Source organism: Streptomyces sp. JLBJ103 (assembly GCF_058215575.1).
Map to the genome: position 1 here is coordinate 3,543,860 of NZ_CM177089.1, position 13,496 is coordinate 3,557,355.

Genomic DNA, 13,496 nt, shown 5'->3' on the forward strand with positions numbered 1-13,496 from the left:
ACGGGTAGGCCCTCACGCGACCCCTCCCTTGCTCTCCTGGAGTTCGACAAAGAGACCGGTCAGCGCGGCACGCACCGGATGTGTGGACACATCGGTGATGCCTCGGAAAACAGCACGGCGGGTCCCCGGCGGGAAATGCAGGACTCCGTCGAACAGCTCACAATTACTGACAGCGACAAGCTCGGCCCACTTGACCACCGGACGAGGGCCGGATCGGACTTCCAGCTTGACAACCGGCATCATGCGCCAGGGCACTCCCCCGACCGGCACCTTGACCTCGGCGGTGACCTGCCAGGCGCCGGAGGAGTCGATCACAGCCTCCAAATCGTCCAGTTTCGGGAGTACCACGGTCCCACCGACCTTGCTGGTGCGCTTGCTGTCTGAGATCTTGAGCCGCTTGCTCACCTTGCTCGTGCCGTTCGGCTTCTTCTCCTTGGGGATCGCGACAAGCTGATGCACAGCCTTGTTGGTCTCCGCCGTCAACGCCGCAATCCGTCGATGGGCCGAAGGCGAGTAGCGTGTCCACAGTTCCTCGGTCTGCCCCCACTTGTTGTGCTCCGGCGGCTCGGCGGAGCGCAGGAATTCCTCGGCCTCGGCCGCGAACGGAGCGTCATCTCCCGCAGCCCAGCCAGCGAGCAGAACCGCCTGGAAGGGATTGGTCCCCACGGGGATGTTGGGAACCCAACTCGTCTTGACCGTCATGCGGTTGCCGCGCATGCGGGTCACCTGATTGATCCGCCCGTCGGCGTCCGTGGCCTCGGTCACGAGGAGCACAGCCCGGTGCTCCCCGGCTGTAGCGGTGACACCGTCCCTCGCCGGTACCTTCAGGGGAACTGTCTTGAGAGCCACTTGGCCAGGCTCGGTGATACGGTCCACCGTGTTACCGCTCAGGTAGGCCTGCAGAGCTCGCGAGCGCGCGGGTTGATGCACATGTGGCTCGACCCGCTCCTCCTCGAGGTATTCCACGCCATTGCGCAGCGTCCGCACCGATGCTTCCAGCAGTGGCCGACGGTCGCCTCCCGTTGTCATCGCGGCCCAGAAATTACGGCCAAGGGCACGCACCAACCTCTGATGCATACGCTCCAGGCTGTCCTCCTCGTCACCCGGGTCGCCTTCGTGGTCCTGCCCGGCCTCGGCAAGGCTGGCCACGTCGTGTGCTCCGACGATCAAGAACGACGTGCCAGGATCATCGCCCTCGCGGCTCAGATGAAGCTGCTCGACGGTCTGTTCATCAGCCCACCAGGAGCGGACCACCTCCGCGTTGTCCGCCTCGGCGTCCGGCCTGCCCAGCCAGGCGGGACCGGCAAATCGCCGGCCGTCCACCTCTCGCCAGGGCAGCTCGAGCCGTCCGATCAGCCGCCGCCGGGTGCGCCCCTCGTGTGCTTCGGAGAGCGTGGAGTTCATGAGGACGAGCCCCAAACGGCTGGTCGCCCAGAGCGTAGCCTTTCCGAGGCCGTATGAACCGCCGGCAGATACGTCAGACTTGCGGCTGTCGAGTTGGCGCCGCACAACGGCGGCAAAGCGACCATCCTCGTAGTCGTCACCGGTCAGCCCGTTGGCGTTGTAGTCGTCGACGCGAAGGAGGACCAGCCGGTCCCGTTCGAGCATCTCCTTCAGACCGGCGCTGATGACGCGTCCGACCTTCTGGTCCTGCGCGGCGGCCGCTTCGTAGTGCGGAAGGAGGTCGTCCCAGCAGATCGCCGTACGGAACCGGGCGAGAGTACCACCGGTCAGTTCGTGCAGGGTGTAGCGAACCCTGACCGGCTCGTCGTTCGTCCTGACGCGCTCGTCCAGGCTGTTCTGGGTCGCCTCACGGGCCAGGACCTCCAGATCGGCCTCGAAGGCGAAGGCAGCCGCGTTGCCGAACTCCCGTCCCCCGTCGTCGTGTCCGGGACGGTGATACCACACGGCTGGCGTCTCCGCGGGCGCGTCGCGCCGTTCCGACCCCACCTCGGATGCCCGCACTGCACTGTCCTCGGCCCCCAATACCTCGCGCATCGTGGCCATCTGCTCCGGGCGGGGCTCGGAGCGGTTGTCGAGCCACGCATCGACAGCCGCTCGCGTCACCCCCGACCTGTGGGCCAGTTGGCTCGTGTCCATCCCGTTTTCCCGCATCCGATCGGCCAGCCACCGACCGAACCGGGGCGCCTTCGAATCCAACGTTCCCCTTCTCCCTTCGGAACCGCTCTCCGTCTCCGGCGTGCCGGTGCCCTCGTCCGACAGCGACTCGCCGGCCCCTGTTTCGTTCCGCCTCTGCGAACCCCTTCGAGGCCCGTCTTCTTCAGCTGCCTTTCGAGCGGCCCTCAGTCGACGGCGTTCCGCGTCAGGATTGTCAGGAGCCAGCCCCAGCTGGATCCTCAGGTCCTCCAGTGCACGCTTCTCAAGCTGCCGAATGCGTTCGCGCGTAACTCCGAGCTGCGCACCGATTTCGTCCAGCGTCCAGGATTCGCCGTCGATGAACCCGTAACGCAGTAAGAGAATCTTTCGAATCCTCTTCGGGAACACGCACGCATCGAACAGTTGGAATAGTTCCTCGCGCTCGAATTCGGATCCCAGTACCTGTTCCGGGCCCGACACCGGTCGAAACTCATCGACGACCAGTTCCCCGAGCGTCACGTTCTCGCCGACAGGCTGCTCGAGCGACAGGATCGCCCGACGGCCCAGCCGCACGCACTCCATCACCTTTGCGGGACTGAGCCCACATGCCAGGGCAAGGTCGTCCACGTTGGGTCTCCTGCCCTGGTCGAGAAACTCCCGCTCCTTCTTCCGCACCTTCTCGACATCGGTCCAGACATGCACCGGAAGCCGAATGGCCGACCCTTCGTTCATCACGGCGCGACTGATGTGCTGCCGAATCCACCAGGTGGCATAGGTCGAGAACTTGCATCCCATGGAGACGTCGAACTTCTCCACAGCACGCATAAGCCCGATCATGCCGTGCTGCGCGAGATCCTCGTACATGGGACCGCCTGCCCACCCCATGCTCTGCAGGATCTTGTGAACGAGGCGCTGATTGTGGGTAACCATCGCGGAGAACGCGCAATGCGCCTCGCCGTTCCGAGGAAGCGCCGTCACGTAGCCGTCAGGCAACGGCTCTGACGGACCTTCCGCTCCACGGAACAAGAGGCAGAGCCCCACTTCCTCCTCGGCGCTCAGCAGATGCCGGTGCGGGGCGCGCCGACTTCTGTCAGTGACGAGCACCTTCCGTGCACTGCGCCGCGCCGCCTCCATGTCGTCCACACGCACGGTTCCCCGAAGAGACTCGAGATCCGGAACCTCCTCTTCCTCGTCGGGGGAATCCAGATCGTCGGAAACATCGTCGGGACCGACACCATCGTCGGGGTCCGCACTCCGCGGGAAGTCGACCTCCTCTTCGGCCACCTCCGCCGCTGTCACAGCCTCGTAGAGGTCCTGTGTCTCCTGCTCGTCGAGACGCGCCGCCCTCATCACCTGTCGCAGAGCCGTGCGGCGCTCGAGTCCTTCGGCCGTGAATCGCCGCATGAGGCGGACGAGCAGATCCCACCCGGCGTCGTTCATCCCCCCGCCGGGCACACCGCCCCGTTCCGTCGCCATCACGCCCCCCGCGATCTGTCTCCGTTCCCCATAGTCCATCATTCATCCGCCCGCCGCTGCCAACACCCGGACACCGGACCAGGTGTCCTGATGATCCATCACTCGGTATTTTTGAACGCGCGTTGGCGTGACCGTGGGGAGAGTTGATGCGCATCATTCCGAGCGAGATCTCGAACAACACCGAGAGCCGGGCCGAACGCAGCGTGTTCGCTGCGCTCAAGGCGCTCCCAGATGACCAGAGCGTCGCGCTGCACACGGTTCATCTCCCCCGGCATCACAAGAAGCGCGTCGGCGAGATCGACTTCGTCATTATCATGCCCGACATCCTGCTCTTCATCGAGGTCAAGGGCGGTGGGGTCCACCAACGCGACGGGAAGTGGTACTACGGTCCACCCGGTCACGAGGAAGGCCCGAAGGAGAGTCCGTTCGCACAGGCCAGTGGCGGCATGCACGAATTCGAACGTGAGATCGGTGAGCGGATCGGCAACTTGAGGGACCACGGCGTCCCCAGCGGTTACCTCGTGATCACCACGGACGTCGACATCCCACGTATAACCGAGTTCCAGCCCGAGCAATATCTCGGCGCCACTGCGTACGCCGGAGGACGCGGCCTGGCACAGGGCATCGAACGCGCCACGCGCTTCTGGCTCACCAGGAACAGGTGGGCACGCACCCCCATCTCCGCTTCCCTCCGCAGGAAGATGCTCGAGGCCGTCCGCCCGGATTTCGACCGTGTGCCCAACCTGCAGTCCCGGCTGTCCCATCTCGATGTCGCCTTCGAGCGCCTCACCAACGAACAGTTGGACAGGCTCGACGAGTTGGAGTCCAACCCACGTCTCATCTGGACCGGTGGTGCGGGCACCGGCAAAACATTCCTCGCGGCTGAAGCGGCCCGCCGCAAGTCCGCCCACGGCAGCGTCCTGTTCACCTGCGCGAGTACCACGCTGGCGACCTACATAGGCCGCATACTCGACGACGACGCGATCACCGTCCTGCCCTACGACCGCCTCGACGAGGTTCAGGGTCACCTCTTCGACCACTTGATCGTGGACGAGGCGCAGGACCTGATGACGCTCGAGAGCCTCGACATCTTGGAGGCCCTGGTCTCGGGCGGCCTCACCGAGGGCCGATGGATCTTCATGCTCGACCAGAACAACCAGGTGCTCACCCCGGATGCCTACGATCCCGACGCCTGGGAGTACCTGCGCCCGCTGGGCTTCGTATACGGACCTATGAAGCGCAACTGCCGCAACACCGTGCAGATCGTCAACCAGGTCCGTCTGTATACGGGCGCCGACCTGGGCATCGCCTCCGCAGGTGAGGGCGAGCCGGTCCGCTTCACCGACGCGCGCGACGACCGGGAGGAAGCCACCGTTCTCGACGCCCATGTGAACGAACTCGTACGGGAGGGTGTCTCGCTGCGCGACATCACCCTGTTGTCCGCTTCCGGAGACTGGGAGACCAGCTCGGCCCGCCTGTCACAGCGAGCCTCCAAGATCGAACGATTCGCCGACATCGTCGGGACCGACCGCACGAAGCACCGCCTCACCTGGTCGTCCGTCGCGGACTTCAAGGGCCACGAGAGCCATGTCGTCTGTCTGATCGACCTCGAGCCCGAGCATCTGGAGGGCCGTCTCGACGCGCTCTACGTCGCCTGGACAAGGGCGCGCGCCCAGCTCTGGGTGGCCTGCCGGCCCGGCACCCGTCAGATATTGAAAGACCTGGGGATGGCCGTATTGACGCGAGAGGGGGATCTCAAGTGAACGACGCCGGATCGCGGCTGTCCGAGCACCGCGACGACTTCGTGGCATACCTCCGCCGGCAGTTGGTCGGCCCGGCCGTCGCCGAGGATGAGACCCTCGTCGACCCACCCGACCGGCGCTATCTGATGGGCACCTTGTATCCCCGTGGAGCTTCCTTGCTGGAGCATTCACAGGACGACGGCGAACAGGAAGTAAACGAGACGGAAGCCGGAGGCGGAGAGGAGGACACCTTCGCCGACGATCCCGTGGCCGAGGCGAACGCGTGGCTTCCGTCATCGCTCGGGTTTTCCTTCTTCACCGATGCCCGGAGTATCCAGGTGACGTGCGAAGCGTCTCGCTACATCACGCATCGCGAAGGTGGACGTCGCAGCTGGCAACGCCAACCGCGGCTCTCCACGATGAAGACCGTGACCGTGGAGCGGAGAGACCCGTTCACCGTTCTGGACGGACATGGTCGTCTCCACGTCCGTTGGCGCCCTTTCGCCGCCGGTCATCTCGTCACCTGCGTGCTGGCCAACGCGCATGCCGAGGAGGAAACCCCCCACAAGGACCGCGACATGATGCTCTTTCAGGTCGGCATCGAGGCGACAACGCTCGAGGGCGAGATCCTCGAGTATCCGAGCACCCGCCTCAACAGCCGCGACTTGGAGGAACAGGAGCTCCGCGTTCAATACCGGGACATCGTGACGAGAGCCGTGGGTCACGGATGCGCTGTCGAATGGGACGACGATCCCGACCGGGACCCAGTCACCACCGTGCGAGCGCAGGTCATGCCGCAGCAGGTGGTCGCGCACATCAAACCCGACGGGCCCAAGGACCTGCCGGTGCTCAATCTCGCATACCTGTCCCAGCCTGGGCTCTCGGCAGACGAGCTCCGGGTGGAGCTGCAGACCTTCGTCCTGGGCTATGGCGTGTGGTTCACCACCCAGCGGGCGAAGGAGAAGGGCTTGCCGCCCTGGGCGGCCGCGCCCGCCGGACGGATCCTCGACCGCATCAAGACTGCGCTCGACCGCATGACGTCAGGCGTGGAGACGCTCACCGCGCCGACCCCGTCAGGAGAGGCGGCACGCGCCGCCTTCCAGCTGGCCAACCGGGCCATGGCACTCCAGATGCTCCACAGCCGCCCGGAGCTGGCAGGCCGGCGGCGGCGCCGGAACGGCGACGTCGTGGAACTGACCGAGCCCGATGGCGGCTACGCCTGGCACCCGTTCCAGCTCGCCTACTTCCTGCTCGTGGTCGAGGGCCTGATGAACCCCGAGCACGAGGACCGGAAGACCGTCGACCTCATCTGGTTCCCCACAGGTGGAGGCAAGACGGAGGCCTACCTCCTCACCGCCTGCTTCGAGATCCTCTGGCGTCGCCTGCGGTTCGGCGCCGCCGGGGGCGGCACGGCCGTTCTGAGCCGATACACGCTGAGTCTCCTCACCACACAGCAGTTCCAGCGCACCGCGACAGCCATCTGCGCCCTGGAGTACATCAGGCGGGGCAACGACGGAGCACTGCCCCACGATCTCGGGCAGGAGCCCATCTCCATCGGTCTGTGGGTCGGCAAGGAAACGACGCCCAACAAAATATCCGACGCGGAGGACGAACTCGCCACCTTGAAGCAGATGAGCGAGCCCGACGATCGGTTTCTCCTGGAACGTTGCCCATGGTGCGGCACCGAGATTGTTCCGGAACGCCAGGGTCAGGATCGGGACTTCGGCATCAGGGCGGACGGAATCACCACGTCGTTCTTCTGTCCGCGCGAAACCTGCGTCTTCCATGAAAGGCTTCCGGTCTCCGTGGTGGACGAACAGATCTATGAGGACCCGCCGACATTCGTCCTCGGCACTGTGGACAAATTCGCGCGCCTCGCGTGGGAGCCGAGGGCGGGCAACCTCTTCGGAAAGAACGGCAGACGTGCACCCTCCCTGGTGATTCAGGATGAGCTGCATCTGCTCGCAGGCCCCTTGGGGACGACGGTCGGCCTGTACGAGACCGCGATTCTCGAACTCTGTGCCTGGCGCGGTACGGTGCCGAAGGTCATTGCGTCGACAGCGACCATTCGGCGTTCGCAGGAGCAGATCCGCGGCCTCTACGGTCGGCCCGCGCAGCTCTTCCCCCCGTCGGGGCTCACGGCGGGCCAGTCCTACTTCGCCTCGCCGGACATGGACAAGCCCGGACGTCTGTACGTGGGCGTCATGGCCCAGGGGCACACGGCCTCGACTTCGACAGTTCACGTAGGTGCCGCGGCCTTGCAGGCTCCGAAAGAAATCTGTGACGACGACACCCTCCGCGACGCATACTGGACCACGGTCGCCTACCACAACAGCCTGCGGGAACTCGGTCGCACCGTCACGATCGCCCGGGACGACATCCCTGCACGGCTCGAACATCTGACGAAGAACGACACGCGTCGGCGCAAGCTCGACGACGACTCGGTAGTCGAGCTCACCAGCAACATCCCTCGCGCCGCTCAACCACGACTGCTCGAGCGCCTGGGCAAGAGCTTCAAGGAACGCGGCAGCGTCTCCTTCCTCGCCACGACCAACATGCTCTCCGTGGGCGTCGACGTGCCGCGGCTCGGCCTCATGGTCATGAACGGACAGCCCAAGACGACCTCGGAGTACATCCAGGCCACCAGCCGCGTCGGCCGTCGTCATGTACCAGGCCTGATCGTCACGCTCTTCCGCTCGACCAAACCACGCGACCGATCCCACTACGAGTCGTTCGGTGTCTACCACCGCGCGCTCTACCGGCACGTGGAACCCACCAGCGTCACACCGTGGTCCTTGCCCTCTCGCAACCGCGCCCTGCACGCGGTGCTCACCATCCTGGTGCGGCACGGGCTCGGCCTGAACGCCGAGGACGAAGCGGGGGACATCCTCGACCATACGGAGGGAGTCGCGCGGATCCGTGACCTCATCGTGCATCACGTGCGACGAGCCGATCCGGAGGAAGCGGAGGCCGCAGCCGAAAAACTCGACCATCTGATCGAGGCCTGGCAGCAAGAGGCCCAGTCCATGCGTGGCCAGGGAGACAGGCTCTACTACCAATCCCAGGGGCGTTCGTACACCTCGCTCCTCACCGACTTCGGCAAGCAGGGCGGCCTATGGGAGACGGCACAGTCGATGCGCAACGTCGACCGTGAGTGCTTCGTCCGCGTGAAGGGAACGTGAGAGCAGTGAAGGACATTCGCCGCAAGGTCCGCAGGGCACAGACCATCGTTCCCTTCGGCGTCGGGGGGATCCTCGACATCCGGGGCGAGTCGTTCGTGGCCGCCGATATCCGGAGTTGGGCGGCAAGCGCCGAGCGGGTTGAATCACCGCGGCTCGCGAAGAAACTGGGGGTGCAGGAACTCCGCTCTGCGCCCGTAATCCCTTCCGGAAAGGCCGCCTTTGCGAGCCGTATCGGACCGACGTACGTCCGATTCCCCAAGTGGCTCTTCTGCCCTCGGTGCAGGAACATGTTGCTCTGGCATCCGGGTCGCGAGGTGCGGGACGGGCAACCGGCCTGCGGGCGTTGTCCGGAAAGGCCTCAGCTGGCACCGATGCGCTTTATCCAGGTATGCAGAGCGGGGCACATGGCCGACATCGACTGGCGTCGATGGGCCCACTCCAGGAGCGAAGAACATAATCAGCGGCAATGTCAAGTTCACCGACTCCGGTTCCTCGCCACTCCGGAATCCTCCGGCCTGGAGGCCCTACGCGTCCTCTGTGCCGTCTGCGGCTCGGGCCGCAACCTGGCGGGGATCAGCCAGAAGAACATCCTCGTGAAGACTGGGCTGCACTGTCCCGGAACCCACCCCTGGCACTCCGAAGCCGATGAGGCGGATCCCTGCGAAGAGAAGCCGCAAGCAGTGCAGCGCGGTGCCTCCAACGTGTACTTTCCGATCACACACTCGGCGATCGACATCCCCACACCCGCGGGTCTGTCCGAAGACGACGAAACCATCCAGAAGGTCGTCAATCATCCTCACTGGCCGGAATTCAAGGATGCGGATGGCGGCCCGGCATCCGGTCTCTTGAAATCCCTGATCGCCCTCCAGTGCGACGTTCCGGAGGAGTTCGTGGAGACCATACGCCGTCGCCATTTCGAAGAAGTCGCGCCAGTATCATCCTCCGCCGACTCCGACGATGACCTCAGCATCCCCGAATGGGCGGCCTTCTCCGAACCAGAATCCGTCACGCATTCGAAGACATTCTCGGTGCGCCGTACCGATCTGGGGATCGGTCCCGACGATCCGGAATCCCTGCGGAAGCTGGAAGCGGACATCTCCGCGGTCGTTGTCGCGGACCGGGTGCGTGAAGTGCGTGCGCTCGAAGGGTTCTCGCGGTACGAGCCCAGCTCCGGCGACGGCGGAGAGGGTGAGGGCGGCCGTGTCGTGTCTGTCAACACGCACACCCGGGCCTCATGGCTGCCTGCAGTGGAGACGTACGGTGAAGGTATCTTCATCGCCGTCGACGAGGCACGCGTAAGCACCTGGGAGCAGCTTCCATCGGTGCGCGACTGGACACGACGTATCGAGATCAATCTGGGTGCCTCTTACAAAGCCGACCGGCTGAGAGGCAAGTCGGGCCCAAAGCTCCTTCCACGGTTCGTGCTGCTTCACACCCTGGCCCATCACTTCATCCGCCAACTCTCCTATGACAGCGGGTACAACGCGGCATCCCTAAGAGAACGCGTCTATGCCCGTAGTCACGCCCCGGGCAGCGATCTGCCGCCCCAAGCCGGCGTGTTCATCTACACGGCCGCCGGGGACGCCGAAGGAACCCTGGGCGGACTCGTCCGCCAAGGGCAACCACCGAACCTCGCGGAGACCCTCATCAGGCTGCTCGAGTCGGCGCAGTGGTGCTCGCAGGACCCTCTGTGTGCCGACTCCACCGGCAGGTCTCTGGCCAACCTCAACCGTGCCGCCTGCCACGCGTGCACACTGCTTCCGGAAACGTGCTGCGAGATCGACAATTCTCTCTTGGACAGAACATTGTTGATCGGTGAAGGCGATGTCCCGGGATTCTTTCGGGGAGTCCTCCAGGCCGCCCTCGAGGAATCGGCCGAAGCCGTCGATCCGTCATGAGAATCCCTACCCTTCTCGATCTCGAGGGCGAGCAGCACGCCGTCGTCGACCTTCCGTTCCACGGAAGCCACGTCATCACCGGGGCACCTGGCTCCGGTAAGACCGTCATGGCCATCTATCGCGCTTGGGCGCTGGCGACGGCCGGTCGCGACGTCACACTTCTCACCCGCTCCCATCTGCTGCATCAGTACCTCGCGCACATGGCGCCGAACCTCATGGAAGCTGTCCATGTCACCACCTACCACCGGTGGATCAGGGATTTCTGGCGCCGGCGATTCCGGACCGATCCCCCACACACCGACGACGATGGATGGTGCTACGACTGGACCGATATACAGCGGGACTGCGTCCTGCGGGAGGTCACGTCGACTGCGCACCTCGTGATCGACGAAGGGCAGAATCTGCCCGCCGGCTTCTATCAGCTGTGCCGCGTGCTCGGTGTCGGCGTCACGGTGTTCGCGGACGAGAACCAGCGGATCGGCGACGAGGAGAGCACCGTGTCCGAGATCTGCCGGTGGCTCGGTGTACAAACCGATCCGCTCGCGCTGTGTGAGAACCGCCGAAACAGTCGGGAAATCGCGATGCTGGCCTCCGAGTTCCGCACGAAGGAACGGGACGAGGCGCCGGTTCCCACACGCGCCGGCCCAACGCCCACCGTCCTTGAAGTGCCCTCCTTGGGGCACCTCCTCACCGGAATTGCTCGGTACTTCAGCGCGCATCCGGAGCGGAGCATCGGAATCGTCTGCCGATCGATCCGTTTGCTGCGGGACGTCCAAAGCGGGCTCACCGACCTGGGGCTCGCGAAGCACACCCAGGCCTATGTGCACGACGATCCGCACCGGAACACCATCGACTTCTCAACGCGACCCATCCGGATCGTGAGCACGGCCAGCATGAAGGGATTGGAGTTCGACAGCGTCTTCGTGCCGGACCTGGACGCGTACACGGAGGACCCGACCAGCGTGGACGCGCGTCTCCGGCTCTTCGTGCTGTGTACACGCGCTCGCGACGACCTCCACTTCGTTCACCGCGGGCCTCGCGAGCCCGACATCCTGTCAAGGATCCCGGAATCCTTGTTGGCCCGGCACGTCGGCTGATCTCGCAGCGCGGTTCGCCCCCGACATCTGGACGTTCGCAGCCCTCGCATCGGGGTAGCGGCATCCCACCTCGATCAGGCGTCTCGTGCCTCGAAGTGGGTCTGGGCGCGGTCGAGGATGTCGTCGGGGTCGAGGCCGTGTGCCGTGAGCCAGTGCAGCAGGTCCAGGATCAGGCTGATCGTCGACTCCTCGAGGGCAGCGCGGTGGGTGAGCCGCGCGACCGTGCTGCCGACCTCTCGGTCATATGCCTCTATGACGGTCGTCGCGCGCTGGATGCGGCGGCGGGATTCGTCCGGGGTGAGGGGCAGCTCGCACCAGACCGCCTTGCCGACCGCCGTGCGGCTGGTGCCCCAGTCGGCTGAGAGGCCGGCGAGGAGTTGCAGGCCGCGACCCTCCTCTTCGTCGCAAGTGGGTTGCCGGTGCTCGGGCTCCTTGTGGCTGTTGTCGTGCAGTTCCACACGTAACTGATCAGCGTGTGGTTCGAGGACCAGGGTGGCCGCGGCGCCCTGGCCGACGTGCTTGATCACGTTGGACGCCAGCTCCGTGGTGATCAGCTGCGCCTCGTCGACAAGAGCTGACATCCCCCAGGCGGCGAGCTCTGCTCTCACCGCTCGGCGGAGGCCGGCAGCTGGGGCGGGTCGGCGGCGAAGGGGAGGACGCAGCGGCGTGAGGTGGATTCGGAGACTGCGAAGCGGTACATGGCCACACTCCTTGGGCGCTACGCCAGCGCTGCGCCCAGCCGTGTCCGTACGACTGCGCTGCGTAGCCTCTCTGGTGCGAGTATGGCACTGAGAAGTCTCGTTATGAAAATTCTCACGAAATCTCGAAAGGGTGAATTTGGTGGTTGGCCAACTTCGCCCGGCCATAGCCTTGTTGCCGCTGATCTCAGCCTTCACCGCCGGCCCCAGAGGAAGAGGTAGCCGTCATGCCAGCGCGGGTCACTACTCGCCGACGCCAGCTCGGCGTCATGATGCGCAAGTTCCGGGCCCGCAAGGGGATGACGCTGGAGGAGGCCGGTCGGCTCGTCGGCGTCTCGAAGGCGACCGTCAGCCGGTACGAAACGCAGGAAGGACCGGTGAAGTGGCCCATCGTGGACGCTCTGTGCCGCGAGTACGGAGCAAGTGAGGCGGAACGGAAAGCTGTTGTCGGCCTTGCCAAGGACGCCAAGCGCCAGGGGTGGTGGACCTCCTTCGCGGATTCTCTCCCGGAGAGCATGAACCTGCTGTTCACGCTGGAAGACGAAGCAGTCCGCGAGGATCACTTCGCCTGTCTGTATGTGCCGGGGCTTCTACAGACGCGCGACTACACGGAAGCGATGCAGCACGCGTCCGAGATGCGGTTGTCCGCGGAGGAGATCGAGCGCCTTGTCGACCTCCGCATGAAGCGGCAGGAGATTCTGAAACGGCCGAAGCCGCCCCATCTGTGGGCCATCCTCGACGAGTCGGTACTCCGGCGCGGGGTCGGCTCGCGTGAGGTGATGAGGGAGCAACTGGAGCACTTGCTGCGCGCCAACGAGTCGCCCGACATTACACTCCAGGTGCTGCCCTTCGCCAAGGGCGCTCACTCCGCCGCCATGGGCAGCTTCGTGATCCTGGGCGGTGCCGAACCCTCACTGGACGTCGTGTACGTCGACATCCATGTCGGCTCGCTCATCATGGAGAAGGACGAAGAACTGGAGCGCTACCGGCTCGCGTTCGACTACCTTCGCGCCCAGGCGCTGGACATGGCCACGTCCTCCGCCCTCATCGAACGCGTCCGTGAGGAGATCTGATGTGCGAGCCCTGGATACCCGAGAGAGACGGCGGCTGGTTCACGTCCTCATACAGCGGTCCCGGGAACACTGAATGCGTCGAGGTCACCTTTCGGACGGGCACGACCGCCGTGCGGGACTCGAAAGACCGAGGTGGGCCCGTGCTCGGGTTCTCGCTCCACGCCTGGGGGGCCTTCGTCGCGGCTGTGCGTCGGGATCAGCTGAGCTGAGCGGCCACCTGGCCCAACCCTGCC

Annotated in this window: 8 protein-coding genes; 6 read left to right on the plus strand and 2 right to left on the minus strand. The window is 65.1% G+C overall.

From position 1 onward, the window contains the following. Positions 1-12: 12 nt before the first annotated feature. Positions 13-3,573: a sigma-70 family RNA polymerase sigma factor gene (locus tag AC4BEG_RS15470; RefSeq protein WP_490706456.1), complete on the minus strand. Its 3,561-nt coding sequence runs from the start codon at positions 3,571-3,573 to the stop codon at positions 13-15. Positions 3,574-3,719: 146 nt separating this feature from the next. Here AC4BEG_RS15470 and AC4BEG_RS15475 point away from each other — a divergent pair, with 146 nt between their 5' ends. From AC4BEG_RS15475 to AC4BEG_RS15490, 4 genes are read left to right on the plus strand one after another with little or no spacing between them, the layout of a single operon-like run. Continuing rightward, the gene (locus AC4BEG_RS15475) at positions 3,720-5,336 is read left to right on the plus strand and encodes a nuclease-related domain-containing DEAD/DEAH box helicase (protein ID WP_490706457.1); all 1,617 of its coding nucleotides are present in this window, start codon (positions 3,720-3,722) and stop codon (positions 5,334-5,336) included. Continuing rightward, positions 5,333-8,497 carry a helicase-related protein gene (locus tag AC4BEG_RS15480; RefSeq protein WP_490706458.1) on the plus strand — a complete coding sequence of 1,055 codons (3,165 nt, stop codon included), beginning with the start codon at positions 5,333-5,335 and terminating at the stop codon, positions 8,495-8,497. Before AC4BEG_RS15475 ends, AC4BEG_RS15480 begins: the two co-directional genes overlap by 4 nt. A 5-nt stretch (positions 8,498-8,502) precedes the next feature. Continuing rightward, positions 8,503-10,395: a DrmB family protein gene (drmB, locus tag AC4BEG_RS15485; protein ID WP_490706459.1), complete on the plus strand. Its 1,893-nt coding sequence runs from the start codon at positions 8,503-8,505 to the stop codon at positions 10,393-10,395. Continuing rightward, positions 10,392-11,492, plus strand: coding sequence for a DEAD/DEAH box helicase (locus AC4BEG_RS15490; protein ID WP_490706460.1), 1,101 nt, complete (start codon positions 10,392-10,394; stop codon positions 11,490-11,492). Before drmB ends, AC4BEG_RS15490 begins: the two co-directional genes overlap by 4 nt. Before the next feature lie 74 nt (positions 11,493-11,566). Here the strand turns inward: AC4BEG_RS15490 and AC4BEG_RS15495 are convergent, their stop codons facing one another. After that, a complete protein-coding gene (locus AC4BEG_RS15495) occupies positions 11,567-12,100 on the minus strand; it encodes an ATP-binding protein (protein ID WP_490706461.1) in 534 nt (177 codons plus the stop codon). Between the two features lie 317 nt (positions 12,101-12,417). On the opposite strand from AC4BEG_RS15495, the gene AC4BEG_RS15500 reads away from it, so the two are divergent. Together AC4BEG_RS15500 and AC4BEG_RS15505 are read left to right on the plus strand one after the other, a co-directional pair. Beyond that, positions 12,418-13,263: a helix-turn-helix domain-containing protein gene (locus AC4BEG_RS15500; RefSeq protein WP_490706462.1), complete on the plus strand. Its 846-nt coding sequence runs from the start codon at positions 12,418-12,420 to the stop codon at positions 13,261-13,263. Further along, complete coding sequence (locus tag AC4BEG_RS15505) at positions 13,263-13,472, plus strand: DUF397 domain-containing protein (RefSeq protein WP_490706463.1); 210 nt, start codon at positions 13,263-13,265, stop codon at positions 13,470-13,472. Before AC4BEG_RS15500 ends, AC4BEG_RS15505 begins: the two co-directional genes overlap by 1 nt. Positions 13,473-13,496 lie beyond the last annotated feature (24 nt).